The organism is Gordonia sp. (in: high G+C Gram-positive bacteria) (assembly GCF_049647785.1).
Taxonomy (GTDB): domain Bacteria; phylum Actinomycetota; class Actinomycetes; order Mycobacteriales; family Mycobacteriaceae; genus Gordonia.
This window is the reverse complement of record NZ_JBARYI010000056.1, coordinates 1-18,846: the sequence shown is the minus strand read 5'-3', so window position 1 is coordinate 18,846 and position 18,846 is coordinate 1. Positions and strand designations below refer to the sequence as shown.

Annotated in this window: 18 protein-coding genes; 4 read left to right on the top strand and 14 right to left on the bottom strand. The window is 62.6% G+C overall.

The window, feature by feature from the left end; all coding sequences use genetic code 11:
• Positions 1 to 32: 32 nt before the first annotated feature.
• From WBA38_RS08905 to WBA38_RS08875, 7 genes are all read right to left on the bottom strand, one after another.
• Positions 33 to 488: a flavodoxin family protein gene (locus tag WBA38_RS08905; RefSeq protein ID WP_424296792.1), complete on the bottom strand. Its 456-nt coding sequence runs from the start codon at positions 486 to 488 to the stop codon at positions 33 to 35.
• The gene (locus WBA38_RS08900; RefSeq protein WP_424296790.1) at positions 488 to 976 is read right to left on the bottom strand and encodes a hypothetical protein; all 489 of its coding nucleotides are present in this window, start codon (positions 974 to 976) and stop codon (positions 488 to 490) included. The genes WBA38_RS08905 and WBA38_RS08900 overlap by 1 nt, the downstream gene beginning before the upstream one ends.
• A gap of 6 nt (positions 977 to 982) precedes the next feature.
• A complete protein-coding gene (dapB, locus tag WBA38_RS08895) occupies positions 983 to 1,735 on the bottom strand; it encodes a 4-hydroxy-tetrahydrodipicolinate reductase (RefSeq protein WP_424322510.1) in 753 nt (250 codons plus the stop codon).
• A gap of 112 nt (positions 1,736 to 1,847) precedes the next feature.
• Positions 1,848 to 2,966, bottom strand: a complete 1,119-nt coding sequence (locus WBA38_RS08890) for a linear amide C-N hydrolase (RefSeq protein ID WP_424296786.1) — start codon at positions 2,964 to 2,966, stop codon at positions 1,848 to 1,850.
• Between the two features lie 497 nt (positions 2,967 to 3,463).
• Positions 3,464 to 5,701, bottom strand: a complete 2,238-nt coding sequence (locus WBA38_RS08885) for a polyribonucleotide nucleotidyltransferase (RefSeq protein WP_424322509.1) — start codon at positions 5,699 to 5,701, stop codon at positions 3,464 to 3,466.
• A 474-nt stretch (positions 5,702 to 6,175) separates the two neighbouring features.
• Entirely contained in the window at positions 6,176 to 6,445 is a 270-nt protein-coding gene (rpsO, locus tag WBA38_RS08880; RefSeq protein WP_424293217.1) for a 30S ribosomal protein S15, read from the bottom strand.
• A gap of 184 nt (positions 6,446 to 6,629) precedes the next feature.
• Positions 6,630 to 7,592, bottom strand: a complete 963-nt coding sequence (locus WBA38_RS08875) for a bifunctional riboflavin kinase/FAD synthetase (protein WP_424293218.1) — start codon at positions 7,590 to 7,592, stop codon at positions 6,630 to 6,632.
• Positions 7,593 to 7,648: 56 nt separating this feature from the next.
• Between WBA38_RS08875 and WBA38_RS08870 the strand changes: the two genes are divergently transcribed.
• Positions 7,649 to 8,329, top strand: coding sequence for a metal-dependent transcriptional regulator (locus tag WBA38_RS08870; protein WP_424293219.1), 681 nt, complete (start codon positions 7,649 to 7,651; stop codon positions 8,327 to 8,329).
• 20 nt (positions 8,330 to 8,349) lie between these two features.
• Here WBA38_RS08870 and truB read toward each other — a convergent pair whose 3' ends face one another.
• From truB to WBA38_RS08855, 3 genes are read right to left on the bottom strand one after another with little or no spacing between them, the layout of a single operon-like run.
• Positions 8,350 to 9,249: a tRNA pseudouridine(55) synthase TruB gene (gene truB / locus WBA38_RS08865; RefSeq protein WP_424293220.1), complete on the bottom strand. Its 900-nt coding sequence runs from the start codon at positions 9,247 to 9,249 to the stop codon at positions 8,350 to 8,352.
• A gap of 1 nt (position 9,250) precedes the next feature.
• Positions 9,251 to 9,925, bottom strand: coding sequence for a 4'-phosphopantetheinyl transferase family protein (locus WBA38_RS08860; RefSeq protein ID WP_424293221.1), 675 nt, complete (start codon positions 9,923 to 9,925; stop codon positions 9,251 to 9,253).
• The gene (locus WBA38_RS08855; RefSeq protein WP_424322508.1) at positions 9,922 to 10,926 is read right to left on the bottom strand and encodes a metallophosphoesterase family protein; all 1,005 of its coding nucleotides are present in this window, start codon (positions 10,924 to 10,926) and stop codon (positions 9,922 to 9,924) included. The genes WBA38_RS08860 and WBA38_RS08855 overlap by 4 nt, the downstream gene beginning before the upstream one ends.
• A gap of 171 nt (positions 10,927 to 11,097) precedes the next feature.
• Here WBA38_RS08855 and WBA38_RS08850 point away from each other — a divergent pair, with 171 nt between their 5' ends.
• From WBA38_RS08850 to WBA38_RS08840, 3 genes are all read left to right on the top strand, one after another.
• Positions 11,098 to 12,078 (top strand): phosphotriesterase family protein, encoded by a 981-nt coding sequence (locus WBA38_RS08850; protein WP_424293223.1) that lies wholly within the window; start codon positions 11,098 to 11,100, stop codon positions 12,076 to 12,078.
• The gene (locus WBA38_RS08845; RefSeq protein ID WP_424322507.1) at positions 12,078 to 13,613 is read left to right on the top strand and encodes a class I adenylate-forming enzyme family protein; all 1,536 of its coding nucleotides are present in this window, start codon (positions 12,078 to 12,080) and stop codon (positions 13,611 to 13,613) included. Before WBA38_RS08850 ends, WBA38_RS08845 begins: the two co-directional genes overlap by 1 nt.
• A gap of 175 nt (positions 13,614 to 13,788) precedes the next feature.
• Positions 13,789 to 14,121, top strand: a complete 333-nt coding sequence (locus WBA38_RS08840; protein WP_424293225.1) for a GNAT family N-acetyltransferase — start codon at positions 13,789 to 13,791, stop codon at positions 14,119 to 14,121.
• Between the two features lie 51 nt (positions 14,122 to 14,172).
• On the opposite strand, the gene WBA38_RS08835 is transcribed toward WBA38_RS08840, so the two are convergent.
• The 4 genes from WBA38_RS08835 to infB form a co-directional block, all read right to left on the bottom strand.
• Positions 14,173 to 15,447, bottom strand: coding sequence for an MATE family efflux transporter (locus WBA38_RS08835; RefSeq protein WP_424322506.1), 1,275 nt, complete (start codon positions 15,445 to 15,447; stop codon positions 14,173 to 14,175).
• A gap of 21 nt (positions 15,448 to 15,468) precedes the next feature.
• Positions 15,469 to 16,431: a DHH family phosphoesterase gene (locus WBA38_RS08830; RefSeq protein WP_424322505.1), complete on the bottom strand. Its 963-nt coding sequence runs from the start codon at positions 16,429 to 16,431 to the stop codon at positions 15,469 to 15,471.
• Entirely contained in the window at positions 16,428 to 16,889 is a 462-nt protein-coding gene (rbfA, locus tag WBA38_RS08825; RefSeq protein ID WP_424293228.1) for a 30S ribosome-binding factor RbfA, read from the bottom strand. The genes WBA38_RS08830 and rbfA overlap by 4 nt, the downstream gene beginning before the upstream one ends.
• Before the next feature lie 2 nt (positions 16,890 to 16,891).
• Positions 16,892 to 18,846 (bottom strand): translation initiation factor IF-2 (gene infB / locus WBA38_RS08820; RefSeq protein WP_424322504.1); only part of this gene is annotated, 1,955 nt, incomplete at its 5' end.

Below are 18,846 nucleotides of genomic sequence, written 5' to 3'. Positions count from 1 at the left end.
AGAACAGGCCCGGGCGCAGTTCAGGGGGACCCTCAGTCCGCCATTAGCCCCGCTGCGACGGTCGCGCCCAACTCCCAACAAGCTGCCAACTGCTGCTTGGTCGGCTTGCCCGAAACGACGACGTCGGCGGCAACCCTCTCCCAGCCGAGGCCGCCAGCAATGGAATGCACGGATTTCTCGGCACCCTCGGTCCCGAGATTCCCGTGCATAAACAACCCGTAGGGACGACCCCGTGTGGAGTCCAAGATCGGGTAGTAGCAAGTATCGAATGCGTGCTTCAGCGCACCGCTCATGTACCCGAGGTTCGCCGGGGTACCCAGCAGGTAGCCATCCGCATCGAGCATCTCCACCGCCGACACCGTCAGCGCCGGACGTCGAATCACTTCGACGCCAGCAATTTCTGGGTCGGTGGCCCCGGCAATCACGGCCTCAAACATTTCCTGACAGTGCGGCGACGGTGTGTGGTGCACAACCAGCAGGCGCGCCATTAGTTGGCCGACTTCTCGCTCGCCGACCGGTACTGCTCGCCAGCCCGCCGCATCATCTCGCGGGCACGGGACCGGTCGCCGGCATAGTCGTAGGCACGGGCGATGCGGTAGGTGTTGACCCAGTCAGACGGGTCGGCTTCCCACTCGAGTTTCACCTCTTCAAATCGCGCGAGTGCCGCATCCTTTTCGATGCGCCCGGATGGTCGGCGTGGCAGATCGTCGACGTCGAGGTCGCGACCCAACTCCTGGGCTGCGGCCACCATCCGCTGATGTTCGATTCCCGAACGCAGCGTCGATACGACCATCCAAACGCCAAGAAGCGGCAGCAATAGCACGCCGATCCCGAGACCAATGGACACCACGGTTCCGGTCCCAATCAGTCCGATCGCCGTGCGACTCAGGAGCACAAAGTAGACGCAGAGCGCGACCACCAGGAACGCAATCACCCAAATAACGGGGCGCGCGTCCGACTTCTTCTTCGCTGCCACGACGACCTACAGATCCATAAAGGATTCGAGGCCCACCGTCAGGCCCGGACGACTAACGATCTCGCGGACACCCAACAAAACGCCGGGGACGAACGAGTTGCGGTCGATCGAGTCGTGGCGGATCGTCAGGGTCTCCCCCTGCGTGCCGAAGAGAACTTCCTGATGTGCGACGAGTCCGGCAAGGCGAACCGAATGCACCCGTACGCCGTCAACGTCGGCCCCTCGCGCGCCCTCCAGCCCGGTCGAGGTCGCGTCCGGGCACTCGCCCAGACCGGCTTCGGCGCGGGCAGCAGCAATCAACTGTGCCGTGCGGCCAGCGGTACCCGACGGTGCGTCGGCTTTAAAGGGGTGGTGCAGTTCGACGACCTCGGCCGAATCGAAGAATCGGGCTGCCTGCTGCGCGAAGTGCATCGACAGGACTGCACCAATGGCAAAGTTGGGGGCGATCAGAACACCGACACCGGGGTTGGCATCAACCAATCCTTGAACCGTGTCGAGGCGCTCCTGGGTGAAGCCCGTCGTACCGACAACCGCATGAATCCCATTGTTGATCAGGAATTCCAGGTTGCCCATCACAACATCGGGATGGGTGAAGTCGACGACGACCTGCGTCTTGGATTCGACGAAGTCAGTGAGCGCATCACCCTTGTCGACGCCGACGGTAAATCCCGCGTCGGCCGCGCCTTCGACGCCTTCGACGATGGCTTTGCCAACCTTGCCGTTACTGCCCAACACACCCACGCGGATGCTGCTGCCCATGGAGGAACCTTTCGTGTGGAGAATCGCCCACCAGTCTAGTGCCGCGGGCCGATGGCCACTCATTCCCGCCGGTCTTGCCGATACGCAGGGGCGCCTAGGCCTTGCTGCGGACCTACTCGGACTTAACGAACTCGACTAGTTTCGCTTGCACCCGATCTTGGATCTCCTGAGCACGGATCTCGTCTTGCTTTGCGCCGTCGACCGCAGACAGGAGTTTCCCGACGGCTTCACCGATCAGCTCGGCCTGCTTGATCGACACGATGTGGAACCGGTGATGCTTATCGAAGTGGTCGTGAACTTCTCCGGCAACGCCGCCCTCCAGCGCGAGATCGCTCAGCAGGTCGAGCTTGGCTTCACCCGCCCCCTCGGAAAAGTCGAGGTCTTTGAGGTCTACCCAGACGACGTTGGGCCGCGTCGTTGATTCGAAGGCATAACGCAGGTTGGTCAGATCGATCACGACCGACCACAGGGTTTGCGATGCGTCGGGCTTCCCCGGCTCCGGATTGCGGAAGGGTTGCGCACAGTTGCGCACAATGCTGAACATTGCTGCCATGGCCTGCAGTTGCGACGTCGGCACCGGCTGGTCCTGGACGTAGTAGAGGGCCCGCGCGAACCGATCCGCGGCCGCGCAGGTACCGGGCAGGGGTTGGTCTCCGCCGAGTCCGGTGTACTTCTTGACCAGTTCTAGCTGTTGATCGTAGGTTGGTGAATTCGTCATGACCAAGTAGTCGCGGCTGTGATAGATCTTCAGCTCGCCATCGATGTACTCGAAGATCGCGGAGTCACCACTCGCATCTTCGATGGCCAGGTGAAGTGCTGGCTTGCTGCCACCGGTCGGGTCGGCCATCGGGATCACCTGCGGCTGGTGCTTCTGCGACCAGGCAACGGCTTCACCGACCGTCTCGAAGTTGTCGAGGTAGTACTGCAGCCAGACTGACATAGCCAATTGCGGCCGTGACTCATCGGCGGTTCCATAGTCCGACTCGGCCAGCCACAGTAGGTGCGCGGCCAGGCCCCGCTCGTTGACCCCGTCCGTCGACAAGATGTCGTAGACCCCGGCGATGACGCTGCCGTACTTAGCCGTCCAACTGAGGTTGCCCTCGACACGATCATCACGGTTGATTCCGCGAGGAAGTTTCCAGAGGTTGGTGTGGAGATCCTGGTGGAAATCCATATTCCGACCGACGATTACTGAGCCGTCGGCGTCCGGCCACATCACACGGGTGCACACAGTATTGCTGTCCTCTCAAGGTGGTTCGCAAGGGGAAGGTACGCGCAAGGCGGACCATTTTCGCAAGTCCGCCGTCCACCAGCCTTTCACGAAAGGGCCGCTTCAGCAGGCAATTAGCGTTCGAATCCTGCGACAAGCAGGTCAACGCTCCGGTGTCACCCGATCCACCGAGGTTTGTCACAGAAACCAATACAGTCGACTCTTGATCGAACGATCAAGTCAGGATAGTCTCATCACAGAGCCCTCCCAAGAGCTTCGCACCACCGCGGTCACGAATTGATCCCCGTTCCGCGACGGCGTCGTCCCTCCCAGCGACGCCGTCGCTGAGCGGGGAATTTCTGCTTCCGAGGCAGCCCGTGAGCCACGACCGCCCCGGCTTCGACTCCCCCTTGGGCCCAAACGCCAGATGCCGGGTTTACCCGCTGCCCGACAAACAAAAACATCCGCGTCGTACACCGTGTGTACGACGCGGATGCTTGCGTTAAAGCAGCTGGCGCTTAGGCGTCAGCCTCAGCCTTTTCCTCGCGAACCGGGACGAGGCTGATCTTGCCGCGCTCGTCAATGTCAGCGATCTCAACCTGAAGCTTGTCGCCAACCTTCACGACATCTTCGACCTTGCCGATTCGCTTGCCATTGCCCAGCTTGCTGATGTGGACCAGACCGTCGCGACCCGGAAGCAGCGAGACGAATGCACCGAAGGCCGCCGTCTTAACGACAGTGCCGAGGAAGCGCTCGCCGACCTTCGGCAACTGCGGGTTAGCGATGGCGTTGACCATGTCGATCGCGGCCTGAGCCGACAGACCGTCGGATGCGCCGACGAACACGGTGCCGTCATCTTCAATCGAGATGTTGGCGCCGGTCTCTTCGGTAATGCCGTTGATCGTCTTGCCCTTGGGGCCGATCAGCTCGCCAATCTTGTCCATCGGGATCTTGATGGTGGTGATGCGGGGAGCGAACGGGCTCATCTCATCGGGCTCGTCGATGGCCTCGGCCAGGACGTCCAAGATGGTGAGGCGAGCCTGCTTGGCCTGACTCAAGGCACCGGCGAGCACCTTCGACGGGATGCCGGTGAGCTTGGTGTCGAGCTGCAGGGCCGTCACGAAGTCCTTGGTACCGGCGACCTTGAAGTCCATGTCACCGAAGGCGTCTTCCGCACCGAGGATGTCGGTGAGGGCAACGTAACGGGTCTCGGTCTTGCCGTCGATGGTGACCTCATCGGAAACCAAGCCCATGGCGATACCGGCAACCGGTGCCTTCAGCGGGACGCCCGCGTTCAGCAGCGAGATGGTTGCGGCACAGACCGAGCCCATCGAGGTGGAGCCGTTGGAGCCGAGAGCCTCGGACACCTGGCGGATCGCGTACGGGAACTCTTCAACGCTCGGGAGCACCGGAACCAGGGCGCGCTCAGCGAGAGCACCGTGGCCGATTTCGCGGCGCTTCGGCGAACCGACGCGACCGGTCTCACCGGTCGAGTACGGCGGGAAGTTGTAGTGGTGCATGTAGCGCTTGCTGGTCTCGGGTCCGAGCGAGTCGATCTGCTGGGCCATCTTGACCATGTCGAGGGTGGTGACGCCCATGATCTGGGTTTCGCCACGCTCAAACAGGGCGCTGCCGTGTGCACGCGGGATGATGCCGATTTCCGCCGACAGTGCGCGGATATCGGTGATGCCGCGGCCGTCGATGCGGAAGTGGTCGGTCAGGATGCGCTGACGGACCAGCTTCTTGGTCAGCGAGCGGTAAGCAGCACCGAGCTCGCCTTCGCGGCCGGCGAAACGCTCGCCCAGGGCCTCGAGGACATCACCCTTGAGTGCGTCGGTAGCGTTGTCGCGCTCCTGCTTGCCAGCGATTGCGAGGGCTTCGCCCAGGCGTGCCGCGGCAACCTCGGAGACAGCTTCGAAAGCGTCTTCCTGGTAGGCCGGGAACAGCGGGAACTCGCGGGTTTCCTTGGCAGCGGCGTCGGCGAGGCTCTTCTGTGCTTCACACAGCTGAGCGATGAACGGCTTGGCAGCTTCGAGGCCTTCGGCGACGATGGCTTCGTTCGGAGCCTGTGCGCCATCGGCGATCAGGGCGAGCACATTGTCGGTAGCTTCCGCCTCGACCATCATGATCGCGACATCGTTCTCGACGAGGCGGCCAGCGACAACCATGTCGAACACGGCGCCTTCCAACTGCTCGACGGTCGGGAACGCAACCCACTGGCCGGCCTTGTTCTCATCGGTCGGGATCAGTGCGACGCGAACGCCGCCGACCGGACCGGAGAACGGCAGACCCGAGATCTGGGTCGATGCCGATGCGGCGTTGATGGCAAGGACGTCGTAGAGATCCTTGGGATCGAGCGAGAGGATGGTCTCGACAATCTGGATCTCGTTACGCAGGCCGTCGACGAACGACGGGCGCAGCGGACGGTCGATCAGGCGGCAGGTCAAGATGGCGTCGGTTGACGGGCGACCTTCACGGCGGAAGAACGATCCGGGGATGCGTCCCGCGGCGTACATGCGCTCTTCGACGTCGACGGTCAGGGGGAAGAAGTCGAAGTGCTCCTTCGGCGACTTCGAAGCCGTCGTGGTCGAGAGGATCATCGTGCCCTCATCGAGGTACGCGACGACGGCGCCCGCAGCTTGCAGGGCCAGGCGGCCAGTCTCGAAACGAATCGTCCGAGTACCGAACGATCCGTTATCGATGACGGCGGAGACTTCGGTGATCGAATCGTCGAAGTCGGCGTTGACATCAGTCAAGAGGTATTCCCTTTCATTGCGGCCACAGTGCACCTCAAGGGTGGGGCTGCGACCGGGTATGCAGCATGCGACTCACGCAAGACGCGTCGAGTCTTCAAGATGATTGGCGCTAGATTCGCACCGGAAGTACAGCGCACCCGCGCTGTGAGCAGACGGCCTTCGATTGAAGCGGCCGGAACATTTTGAAACACATTTCCGGCGGCCACTACCGAGGACCGATCCAACTATCACATCCGATGTGCCGTCAGGCACCGATCGTCCGCATAACAGCCTAGCATTTCCGCAGCTAACTGCCCGGCTTGTGAGAGCTCCGTTCCAATCGGCCGCCATCACCGGCCTCCCAATGGCCGCTTCACCACTTCGGCTTCGGTGATATCAAGACGTACTTAACGAACGTCCAATGGCGACTCATGGACAAAAGAGAACCGGCCGCATCACCGTGTGGTGATGCGGCCGGTTCTGAAATCTGTGCGACTAGCGACGCAGGCCCAGGCGCTCGATCAGCGAGCGGTAGCGGGTGATGTCGACGCTGGCCAAGTACTTGAGCAGGCGACGGCGACGGCCGACGAGCAGCAGCAGGCCACGACGGCTGTGGTGGTCGTGCTTGTGGAACTTGAGGTGCTCGGTCAGATCGGTGATGCGCTTGGTGAGCATCGCGATCTGCGCCTCGGGAGAACCGGTGTCGGTCTCGTGCAGGCCGTACTCGGCCAAGATGGTCTTCTTCTGCTCAGTGGTCAATGCCATGTGAGTCTCCTTTTCAGTCCCGTGTACAAGAAATTCCGCACCGGCGGAAGGCGCGCCGCCACGGACCGCAGCTAGCACCAGCGCGCTACGTTACCAGTCACGGCGCAGCGCTGGGAAATCGTCGGGCAGGAAAATCGTCGGGCAGGGAAATCGTCGGGCGGGGAATGCTCGGGCGAGACGACCGTCACTGTCCGTCGAGCAGGGTGCGGGTCCGTTCGACGTCATTGCCCATGGCGGCAATGAGCGCGTCGACGCTGTCGAAGGGTTCCATCCCGCGCAGTCGTGCAACAAAATCGACAGCCACGTGCTGTCCATAGAGATCGGCATTGACGTCGATGACGTAAGCCTCGACCGTCCTGTTCCGGCCGGAGAACGTTGGGTTGGTGCCGACGGAAACAGCCGCCGGGTAGCGCTCGCCGAGGACAATGCCTTGCGGCTTGGTTGCGCTGTCGAGGACGGTGAACCACGCCGCGTACACACCGTCGCCGGGGATGGCCGCGTGAATCGGTGGCGAAACGTTGGCCGTCGGGAATCCAAGGTCGCGGCCGCGTCGTTCACCGTGCACCACAACGCCTTCCACCCGATGCTGGCGGCCGAGCGCTTCTGCTGCCAGTTCCACATCGCCAGCGGCAATGCAGGAGCGGATGTAGGTAGACGAGTAGGTAACGGCGTGTTCGCCAAAGAGGGAAATGCCGGTCACCTCAAAGCCGAAGCGCTCCCCCAGCTCGCGGAGTTTGTCGACGTTTCCTTCAGCCCGATGACCAAAGGTGAAGTTGTTACCGACAACCACTTCGGCGGCGTGCAGTTCTTCGACGAGAACCGAGTGGACGAACTCTTCCGGCGATTGAGCTTGCAGCGTCGCCGTGAAGGGCAAAACACAGAAGACGTCAATACCGAGTTCCTCGGCGAGATCGGCGCGTCGACGCAAAGAAGACAGCTGCGGCGGATGCGTGCCCGGCCGCACCACTTCGGAGGGATGGGGATCGAATGTCATCACCACCGATGGCACCCCTCGCTCAGCGGCAGCCTTGGTGGCCGCCGCAATTAACTGAGCATGACCTCGGTGCACGCCGTCGAATACGCCGATCGTGACCACGCACCGACCCCAGCCCGCAGGAATCTCGTCCAACCCTCGCCAACGCAACACGCCTCCAAGAGTACGACCCAGCGCCAGTCAGTGCAGGGATAGGTAAGGTCATACGTATGCCCGACGCTCGCCCGGTGAACGAACTCACCTCGGTTACCCAGGATTATTTGAAGGTCATTTGGACCGCTCAGGAGTGGTCGGACACCAAGGTCACCACCAAATTGCTCGCCGATCGCCTGGGCGTGTCTCCCTCAACAGCGTCGGAGGGAATCCGGAAGCTCGCCGACCAGGGCCTCGTCGATCACGCACCCTACGGTGCCGTCACCCTGACTGAAACCGGGCGCGTGGCTGCCGTCGGCATGGTTCGTCGGCATCGTCTCCTCGAGACCTTCCTGGTGCGCGAATTGGGTTACGGCTGGGACGAAGTCCACGCCGAAGCCGAAATCCTTGAGCACGCCGTGTCCGAACAATTGCTGCGTCATATCGACACCAAACTCGGCCATCCGAAGCGCGACCCGCACGGCGACCCCATCCCCGCCGACGACGGCACCGTCCCCCAAGCCGGTTCCGCCCTGCTGTCGGACCTGGAAGTCGACGAAACCGGAGTCATCACACGCATTTCCGACGCCGACCCCGAGATGTTGCGCTACTTCCAAGAGATTGGGATCAACCTCGACTGCCAGGTTCGGGTCACCGAGAAGCGACCGTTCGCCGGGACCATCACCATCTGCGTCGACGATGCCGAGCCAATCCACCTCGGCGATATTGCCGCCCGCGCCATCTTCTTGGACGGATAGGTCACGCCTCGACTGGGTGCCTAGCGCAAGGTGGCAGGCCGCACGACCATCACTGAACTCGCTCGGCGCCCTTTTTCTTGGACCAGGGCGATGGCGTGCCCCGACGGGTCAATCACGGTGTAGATGCCTTTCATGCCCACCGGCGTGAGCCAGCGGCCCTGACTAATTGACTCAGCGTCATCGTCGCTGATCTCGCGGTGCGGAAAGCACAGCTTGGCGGCGTCGTCGATCCCCAGGCTGAGGCCCGGTTCAGCGGACACCTCATCCATGCGGCGTGAATGCTCCAGCGTGAACGGTCCAACAGCCGTACGCCGCAGGCTCGTGAGATGCCCGCCGACGCCGAGAGCGCCACCGAGATCGCGTGCGAGCGAGCGGATGTAGGTACCCGCTGAGCAGTCGACTGCCACGTCAATGTCGACGAACTCACCGCTCCTACGGATCTCCGCAATGTCGAATCTCTGCACGGTCACCGGTCGCGCTTTGAGTTCAAAGTCTTCGCCGGACCGGACGAGCTTGTGGGCGCGCTGACCGTCGACCTTAATCGCACTGACTCTTGCTGGAATCTGTTCGATGTCGCCGGTCAAGGTGGCGATCACCGCTGCGATCTCCTCATCCCGAACCCCCGAAGCGTCTGCCGCCGTCAGGACGTCACCTTCGGCATCGTCTGTCGAGGTCGACTGCCCCAACCGGATCGTTGCCGAATACGACTTCGTGGTGAGCGAGAGCAATCCGAGGAGCTTGGTGGCGCGTTCGATACCGATGACGAGCACACCGGTCGCCATAGGGTCGAGGGTGCCCGCGTGACCCACGCGCCGAGTGTTGAACGCCTTGCGGCACTTGGCAACCACATCGTGGCTGGTCATTCCGGCATCCTTGTCGATGACGAGGAGTCCGGCGTTTTCGATGGAGGCGTCTGCCATGTCAGGTGAGTGCAATCGTGGTGAGGATCAAACCGCGGGAAACCTGCCAGCGGCCGGGCATCGTCAACAGCGGGGGTCCGCCGTCGATCGTCGCGCCGTCGATCAAGATGGTCGAGGTGAAGGTACCGGCAGGTTCGCCCGCCGTGCCAATCGTGTCATCGCGCTCGAAGGTGATGTGGGCGTCTTCAAAGCCCAACCAGCGCTGCGTTAGTGGAAACCACGCCTTGTAGGTGGCTTCTTTGGCGCAGAACAGCAGTCGGTCCCAGTGGATTTCATTGTCGCGGGCGGCGAGGACTTCGCGTTCGGCCTCGAGGCTCGTGTGGTCGAGCACTCCGTCGGGCAGGGCCTGATGCGGTTCGGCATCAATCCCGAGCGAACGAACCTGCATGGCATAGGCGACGACGGCACCGCGATAACCGTCGCAGTGGGTCATGCTGCCGACCACCTGCCGGGGCCACAGCGGCATGCCGCGTTCGCCGCGCAAGATTGGGACGGGCTCAATACCCAACTCGGCCAACGCCATTCGACCGCAGTGTCGAGCGGTCGTGAACTCACGTCGCCGCTTCTCGACGGCTTGCGAAATGAGCGGTTCCTCGGCGGGCAATACCGTGAGTCCCTCGGGGTCGCCGAAAGCCTCCGCCGTCCCAACGCCCTTGGGCATAAGGTCTTCGATCATTGGCCGGCCTCCTTCTCCGCTGCGAGCTTCAAAGCTTTCGCCTTCTTCGCCTCGTCGCGGCGAGCCCGATTCCGCTCCACCTTTTCCCGAAACTCAGCGGCTCGTTCCGCATAGTCCGGAGGCAGGTCGAAGCGGGCACCGAACTCGTGCAGATCTTCCGGTCGCAAACCATCGTCGGGGGCAATCTTCCGCAACAGCGGCTTCGGCAGTCCCCGTCTGCTCCACTCCCGCGGGTACCCGACCGACACTTCCTCGAAGCGGACGTCGTCGTACCAGGTGGTCCGCGGAATGTGGAGGTGACCATATACGCAGCACGCGGCGTTAAATCGGGTGTGCCAGTTGTCTGTCAGTTCGGACCCGCACCACAGAGCGAACTCCGGATACATGAGGGCATCGCACGGTTCACGACGCAGCGGCCAGTGGTTGATCAGGATGGTCTGCTCACTCGGGTCCAATGCCTCAAGCCGCTCCTGCGTCGCGGCAATTCGCGCCCTGCTCCAGGCATCTCGCGTCCCGAAGGGTTCCGGCGACAGCAGGAATTCGTCAGTCGCGACTACGTTCGCTTCCCGCGCGACGGCCAACGCCTGGAGTGCCGTCGACGTTCCTGCCGGGCGGAACGTGTAGTCGTACAGGAGGAACATCGGCACCACTCGGAGCGGCGCTAGGCCGTCGCGGGGGTCGAACAGCGGGTACCGATCTTCCGGTGTGATGACGCCGAGGTCGCGGCACGCCTGCACGAGGTAGTCGTAGCGGGCGACGCCGAAGATTTGCAGCGGGTCTTTTGCTGTCGTGTACAACTCGTGATTCCCGGGCACCCAAACCACCGTGTGGAAACGGTTCTTGAGCCGGCGCAAGGTGTCGATGATGTCGTCAGTGCGCTCGGCGACGTCACCGGCGACAATGAGCCAGTCCCCGGGGTCGGTCGGCTTGATCTGCTCGAGAATTGATTCATTGCCTCGGTGCGAGACATGCAGATCACTGATTGCCCAAAGCGTTGGCATGCCAACCATGGTGCCACGGCCGCCGTATTACAAACTTTTGGCGCAGGCCCTCGCAGCAAAAACCGGCGACTAAGCGCTTAGTTACATTGTTCGGCGCAATCTTCTAACCCAACAGTGCATCATGGGGACAGTGACAGTCGTCACGTAGTCCATCCGGATCCAGGAGGAACTTTGAGCAGCATTGAAACTGTCCGCGGTCAGGTCGACGTCAGCGAACTGGGCCAGGTCCTCATGCACGAGCACGTGTTCACCATCGGTACGGAGATCCGCGAGAACTACCCCAATTATCCCGACCCCTGGGACGAGGACCATCGCGTTTCCGACGCGGTCAACAAACTCACCGAAGTGACGACTCGCGGAGTGCGAACAATCGTCGACCCCACGGTGATCGGACTGGGTCGCTACATCCCGCGAATCCAACAGATCAATGCGCAGGTCGATATCAATATTGTGGCCGCAACGGGCATCTACACCTACCACGACGAGCCCGTGCAGTTTCATTTCACCGGACCGGGCAAGGTCTTCGACTTCGGGATCGACCCGATGACCGAACTATTTATCGGCGATATCCGCGACGGTATTGCCGACACCGGGGTGAAGGCCGGACTCCTCAAGTGCGCCATCGACGAAGCCGGTATGACGCCGGGCGTCGAACGCGTAATGCGCGCCGTCGCTCAGGCCCACGTCGAAACCGGCACCCCAATCACCGTCCACACGCACGTCGGCGGCGAGACCGGGCTCCTCGCGGCAGCCGTGTTCGCCGAGGAAGGCTGTGACATGAGCAAGGTGGTTCTCGGCCACAGCGGCGACACCACCGACCTTGACTATCTCAAGCGTCTTGCCGCCACCGGCGCCGTCCTCGGCATGGATCGCTTCGGAATCGACGCCTTCTCGCCGTTTGAGGAGCGAGTGCGGATGGTCGCCGAAATGGTGGATGCCGGGTTCGTCTCGCAACTCGTACTGTCGCACGATGCCTCCTGCTATTCGGACTTCTACCCCGAAGCCGCTCGTGCCGCAGCACTGCCAAACTGGCACTACACCCACATCCACGACGACGTGCTGCCCGCGCTCCGCGAACGCGGTGTCACTGATGAGCAGATCACCACCATGCTCGTCGACAATCCACGCGCGTACTTCACCAAGGCTCAGTAATGACTCCGATCGTCCCGATCAGCCGAGAACACAATCCCTTTCCGATTGACGGTGTCACCGTCGACGAGTCGGGCGTCCCCCACTTCGACGACCTTCCCGCGTCGTTGGTCGCCATGCTCGCCGAGCACGCTGACCAACGGCCCGATGCGGAGGCGATCGTCGAACTCGGCGGCGAACGCCTCACCTATCGGCAACTGTGGGACCGGGCCGCACGGGTGGCTGGCGGCCTGAGAGCCGGCGGCGTGAGTCGCGGTGACCGCGTCGCGCTCCGATACGCGGCGGGCGTCGACTGGGTTCTCGGGTTTTGGGGAACCATCTTCGCTGGAGCCATCGTCGTCGCGGTGAACACCCGCTCAAGTGAGACCGAGGTGGAGTTTCTGCTGTCAGACTCGGGCGCGATCGTCGACCTGGCACCGGGGATCCCGCTCCCCGACGCGGATCCGTTCGTGGACGAGTCGTTGGGACACAGCGATATTGCCGCCCTGTTTTACACGTCCGGAACAACTGGTCGCCCAAAGGGCGTGCCGACCACGCACGAAGCGTTCCTGACCAATACCGCCAACGTCTCGCGGTGTTTCGCTATCCCGTCGGACATTGGTTCGGCCATGCGCACGTTGATCTGTGTGCCGCTGTTCCATGTGACGGGCTGCAACTCGCAGATGCTGGTGGCGGCCCTCTACGGCGGAACTGCCGTGATCATGCCAACGCTTGATGTGGCCGCGCTCGCCAATTCCATTGGCGCCGAACGGATTAACTTCATGGTTACGGTGCCCGCCATTTATGCGCTGCTATTGCGGCATCCGGCATTCGCCGAGGTCGATACCTCGATCGTCCACTGGGTGTCGTACGGCGGGGCCCCCATCGCGCCAACCCTGGTCGAAGCGCTCAAGGAAGCCTTCCCCAAGGCTCGCGTCGCCAATGGCTACGGCATGACCGAGACCGCATCCCTGATGACGGTCTTGCCACACGAAGATGCCGTCGACCATGCCGATTCGGTTGGCTACGCCGTGCCCTCAGTGGAACTCGGCGTCGCACCATTCGACGACGACGAGCCCTCCCTGGGCGAACTCGTCGCGCGCGGGGGCAATATCACCGGCGGCTACTGGCAACGACCCGATGCGTCCGCCGATACGTTCATCGATGGCTGGCTGCATACCGGCGACGTGGTACGAGTCGACGATTTTGGTCGCATCACGATTGTCGACCGGACCAAAGACATCATCAATCGCGGGGGTGAGAACGTCTCAAGTATCGAAGTCGAGGCCGCGCTGATGGCGGTGCCCGGAGTGCTGGAGGCGGCCGTCATCGCCGTTCCCGACGAGGTTCTTGGCGAGAAGGTCGGCGCAGTGGTCTACACCGACGACGCCAACCTCGACGTCAACGAGGTGATCGCCCAGGTCGCCGAAAAGATTGCGGACTTCAAAGTGCCCCAATACGTTTCGGTCATCAGCGAGCCGCTCCCCCGTAATCCCGGTGGCAAGATCGTCAAAGGTCAGGTCCGCGATGCGGTGAGGTGGGGCGAGCCCTTGCGGTGATCGGAGCTGTCGGGCAGCGGCTGCAGTGCATCTTTGTCCCCCAGCACTCAGAACGGTTCCGACGCCGATGCCAGCATCCGCGGTGCCCTCGATGTCAAGCGACAAGTCTGTGCAGCATCAATCAGATGACCTTCGACTCAGCGACTTATCCGAAGCTCCGGGGTAGCTTCGAGGTATGACCACGTCAGTGCCAGTCCCGCCGCCGACCGTCACCCTGTCCCCCGTGCCGGAACTGCGCCATTTCCCCGACCGCGACCGGTATGAATTGTGGTCGGGCGAGGAATTGGTCGGCGTCGAAGGCTACGAACGTCGCGGCGACGGCAGTCTGATCCTCCTGCATACGGTCGTCACCGAGAATTACGGTCGTGCCGGTTTGGCTCGCCTGTTGACGTCGAAAGTCTTAGACGAACTGGACGCATCGGGAACCCCCATCGTCCCGGTATGCACCTACGTTCAGGGATTCCTCACTCGCTTCCCGCAGTATCAGCGGCTCGTCGCCAAGGATTAACACGACCGGAGGTCGTCCCTCGCCTGTTCGCACAGCGGGGCGAAACCCCAGTTACTTCACCCAAGCACCGCTGCGCACTCGCCAGACGACGGCTGCAAGTCGGGCAATCATGAATCCCAACAGGCCGGCCCAGATGCCAGCGAGGCCCCAGTTGAACACCAAAGACAGCCAGATCATGGGGAGAAAGACACCGAGTGCGCCAGCCAGGGTGGCGGTGCGCAGAAAGGCTGCGTCGCCACTACCGAGGAGCACGCCGTCGAGGGCAAAAACGACACCGGCGATCGGAAGCATGACGACGAAAAACCACCACGGAGTCCGCATTGCCTCGAGGATCGCCGGGTCGGACGTGAAGATCCGCGGAATGAGGTTCACGGTCGCCGCCAATACTGCTGCTAGCCCAATCGACAGCGCCAGGGAGACCACCGTCGCCCGTTTTGCGGAATCTTGAGCGACCCGAAAGGCCTTAGCTCCCAGCGCCGCTCCGACGAGTTGCTGGGCGGCGATCGCCAATGAATCGAGTAGCAGGGACGTGAACTCCCACAGCTGAAGGACCACCTGGTGCGCAGCTACCTGCGCCACCCCAAATCGGGCGGCGACCGCCGCAGCCGACACAAAGCAAATCTGGAATGACAAGCTCCGCAAGATGAGGTCCCGAGCCATCACCAACTGTGCGCGGATCACCGGCCAGTCCAGCGCCAACTTGCCTCGCGCTTCAGTGGCGAGACGCACCACAAATGCCAAGCCCGTCAACGACTGCCCGATGAGGTTGGCCCAAGCGCTCCCATTCAGCCCCAGCCGTGGCAGTCCACCAACACCGTGAACCAAACCCACGCACAGCACTGCGGCAACGGCCAGTCCCCCGACCACAAAGTAGACCGGCCGACGAGTGTCTTGAACTCCGCGCATCCATCCGTTGCCCGCCATGGCGAGCAGAATCAGCGGGACCCCGAACACGGCGATTCGAAGCCAGTGCGCAGCGTCGGAAGCAACCACGGCGTCGGGCACCAGCGCACCGGTAATCCACGGCGCCAACGTGTAAACAACGGCGACAATCGCGGCGCCAACCCCGACCGCAATCCAACTCGCTTGGACGCCTTCGGCGACAGCGCGGTCGCGGTCACCGGCCCCAAAAGCACGCGCTGAGCGAGCTGTGGTGCCATAAGAAAGAAAGGTGAGCTGGGTACTGACCACAGCCAGGACCAACGTCGACACCGAAAGCGCGGCAAGTTCGGTCGCACCGAGTCGCCCAACTACGGCAAGGTCGAGCATCAGGTATAGCGGCGCCGCGACCAGGACGACCAGAGCGGAACCTGCCAGTCTCAGCATGGTGTCGCGGAAACCGCCGACTCAGGCTTCGATGGCGGCAAGCAGGTGCGCCACAACGTCCTCGGCACTACCGGAATCACTGTAACCAGAGGCGCGCACATGTCCGCCGCCGCCCAACCTGCGGGCTATCGGCATGACGTTCACGTCGGTCTTGCTGCGAAGCGAAACCGTCCACGATCCCGCCTCGACTTCTTTGAAGACCGCTGCCATTTCGGCTTCGTTCGCGGTTCGCAGAATATCGATGACGCTTTCAGATTCGTCCCAGTTCATTCCCGACATCTGCTCGGCGTTCACAATGCCGTAGACGAGACCGCGCCCGTCAAGCACATCGCTCCGCAACACCGAGGCGCCGAGAACTTCGGAAACCATCTGCAGCCACGAATACGGGTGTGAATCAAGCAGTTCGCGACTCCAGCGGGCACCGTCGACGCCCGCTTCAAGCAGCCGTGCGGCCACAGCGAACGACGCTGGACGCGCCCACTTGAACGACCCAGTATCGGTGACGAGGCCCGCATACAGGCAGGTCGCAATGCCTGCAGTGAGCTCGCTGCCAAGCGCATCAACAAGTTCCAGCACGATCGACGCCGTGCAATCAGACTCCGGATCAATAAGATCCAGGTCGGCAAAACCACCGTTGGAGACGTGGTGGTCAATGCAAATCGAGTGGGGACCAGCGCGAAACGTCTCCACCAGATCTCCGAGGCGATCAATCGTCGCCGCATCCACGGCAACCGTGACATCAGTCGCGGGTACCTCGCCGGCAGCGACCATGAACTCGACACCCGGCAGCCGCTGAAGCGGACCGGGCAGCGCCTCGGGACCGGAGAACGCGCAGTACACGCGTTTCCCCAGCCCCGAGAGCGCTTGGCCCAATCCGAGAGCGCTGCCGATGGTGTCGGCGTCGGGCCGCACGTGACTGATGATCGCTACGGAATCCGCAGCAGTCAGCACGGCGGCCACTGTCTCAGTCGACGCGGGATTCACCCGACGGTGTCCTCTTCCTCGTCAGAAGGGTCATCGTGCTTATACGGATCTTCCTCGCCAGCCGGACGCGCATCGCGCGCCGCCTGGGCGACCAACTCGTCCTGAGCTTTCGCTCGAGCCAAGAGTTCGTCCATGGCCCGAGTGGCATCGGGAACCATGTCGAGTTCGAACCGCAGGGTCGGAGTAAACCGAACACCGGTCCCCGCACCAACTTTGCTGCGGAGCGCGCCGGTCGCGGCGGCCAGTCCGGCCGCCGCTTCCGCCACATCGGGTTCGGACTCCACTGAGTCCCCCATCACCGTGTAAAACACCGTGGCATCGTGCAGATCACCGGTAACCCGACAATCTGTGATCGTCACGTGAGCAAGACGCGGATCCTTAATCTCGCCACCGATCGCCGAAGCGACGATGGTGGTGATCCGTTTCGCGAGCCGCGCGGCCCGTGCAGGATCTGCCATGACTAGTCCCGTGCCTTCTCGATCATCTCGTACGCCTCGATGACGTCGCCGACCTTGATGTCGTTGTAGGTGAGCGTCAGACCGCACTCGTAGCCCTCGCGGACCTCAGTGGCGTCATCCTTCTCACGCTTCAATGAGCTGATCGTGACATTCTCGGCGACGACGGCGTTGTCGCGGAGCAGGCGAGCCTTTGCGTTGCGACGCATAATGCCCGACTGAACCAAACAACCGGCGATGTTGCCGACCTTCGACGACTTGAAGATCGCGCGGATCTCGGCGCGGCCCAGTTCCGACTCTTCGTAGATCGGCTTGAGCATGCCCTTGAGCGCTGCTTCGATCTCTTCGATCGCCTTGTAGATGATCGAGTAGTAGCGAATCTCGACGCCCTCACGGTTAGCAAGCTCGGTGGCTTTGCCTTCCGCACGGACATTGAAGCCGATGATGATGGCGTCCGAGGCCGCTGCCAGGTTGACGTTGGTTTCGGTGATACCACCGACGCCGCGGTCAATCACGCGCAACGACACCTCATCGTCGATCTCGATCTGAAGGAGTGCCTCTTCGAGCGCCTCGACGGTACCCGAGTTGTCACCCTTCAAGATCAGGTTCAACTGGCTGGTTTCGCGCAGTGCCGAATCCAGATCCTCGAGGCTGATCCGCTTACGGCTGCGTGCGGCCAGCGCGTTGCGCTTGCGCGCATTGCGGCGGTCGGCAATCTGCCGTGCGATGCGGTCTTCTTCGACGACCAGCAGGTTGTCGCCTGCACCCGGGACCGAGGTGAAACCAATCACCTGGACCGGACGCGACGGCAATGCCTCGGTGACATCGTCACCGTGCTCGTCGACCATCCGTCGCACGCGACCGTAGGCGTCACCCGCGACGATGGAGTCGCCGACGCGCAAAGTACCGCGCTGGATGAGGACGGTGGCGACCGGGCCACGACCGCGGTCAAGGTGTGCCTCAATGGCAACACCCTGGGCGTCCATGTCCGGGTTCGCACGAAGGTCGAGCGATGCATCGGCGGTCAGCAGGACGGCTTCGAGGAGCGAATCGATATTCTCGCCCTTCTTTGCCGAGATATCGACGAACATCGTGTCGCCGCCGTATTCCTCGGGCACCAGACCGTATTCGGTTAGCTGTCCGCGGATCTTGGCCGGATCGGCGCCTTCCTTATCGATCTTGTTGACCGCCACCACAATCGGCACGTCGGCCGCTTGCGCGTGGTTGACCGCTTCCACCGTCTGCGGCATAACGCCGTCGTCGGCCGCGACCACGAGGATCGCGATGTCGGTGGCCTTCGCACCGCGGGCACGCATGGCGGTAAACGCCTCGTGACCGGGGGTGTCGATGAAGGTGATGAGTCGGTCTTGGTCGTTGAGGTGCGTCAGCACCTGGTAGGCACCGATGTGCTGGGTGATGCCGCCAGCTTCGCCCTCGCCGACATTTTCCTTACGGATCGTGTCGAGAAGTCGAGTCTTGCCGTGGTCGACGTGACCCATGACGGTGACCACCGGAGGACGCTGCTGGAGGTCGTCATCGCCGCCGTCGTCTTCACCGTACGAAAGGTCGAAGCTTTCAAGAAGCTCACGGTCTTCGTCTTCGGGGCTGACGACCTGGACGACGTAGTTCATCTCCGAGCCAAGCAGCTCCAGCGTCTCGTCGTTGACGGACTCGGTTGCGGTGACCATTTCGCCGAGGTTGAACAGCGCCTGGACCAGCGAGGCCGGGTTGGCGTTGATCTTGTCAGCGAAGTCCGACAGCGAGGCACCGCGAGCGAGACGGATAGTCTCGCCGCCGCCGTGCGGCAACCGAATGCCACCGACGCTCGGCGCCTGCATCGAGTCGTACTCTTGACGCTTCTGACGCTTCGACTTGCGACCGCGTCGAGGTGCGCCGCCGGGACGACCGAAGGCACCTGCTGTGCCACCGCGTCCACGACCGCCGCCGCCACCACCTGGGC

Excerpts from the sequence above, each read along its gene's own strand:
- truB (WP_424293220.1), bottom strand. The coding sequence starts at position 9,249 with ATGGCAGACGCCTCCATCGAAAACGCCGGACTCCTCGTCATCGACAAG.
- WBA38_RS08840 (WP_424293225.1), top strand. The coding sequence starts at position 13,789 with ATGACCACGTCAGTGCCAGTCCCGCCGCCGACCGTCACCCTGTCCCCC.
- WBA38_RS08870 (WP_424293219.1), top strand. The coding sequence starts at position 7,649 with ATGCCCGACGCTCGCCCGGTGAACGAACTCACCTCGGTTACCCAGGAT.
- WBA38_RS08905 (WP_424296792.1), bottom strand. The coding sequence starts at position 488 with ATGGCGCGCCTGCTGGTTGTGCACCACACACCGTCGCCGCACTGTCAG.
- dapB (WP_424322510.1), bottom strand. The coding sequence starts at position 1,735 with ATGGGCAGCAGCATCCGCGTGGGTGTGTTGGGCAGTAACGGCAAGGTT.
- WBA38_RS08860 (WP_424293221.1), bottom strand. The coding sequence starts at position 9,925 with ATGATCGAAGACCTTATGCCCAAGGGCGTTGGGACGGCGGAGGCTTTC.
- rbfA (WP_424293228.1), bottom strand. The coding sequence starts at position 16,889 with ATGGCAGATCCTGCACGGGCCGCGCGGCTCGCGAAACGGATCACCACC.
- WBA38_RS08835 (WP_424322506.1), bottom strand. The coding sequence starts at position 15,447 with ATGCTGAGACTGGCAGGTTCCGCTCTGGTCGTCCTGGTCGCGGCGCCG.
- WBA38_RS08855 (WP_424322508.1), bottom strand. The coding sequence starts at position 10,926 with ATGCCAACGCTTTGGGCAATCAGTGATCTGCATGTCTCGCACCGAGGC.
- rpsO (WP_424293217.1), bottom strand. The coding sequence starts at position 6,445 with ATGGCATTGACCACTGAGCAGAAGAAGACCATCTTGGCCGAGTACGGC.
- WBA38_RS08845 (WP_424322507.1), top strand. The coding sequence starts at position 12,078 with ATGACTCCGATCGTCCCGATCAGCCGAGAACACAATCCCTTTCCGATT.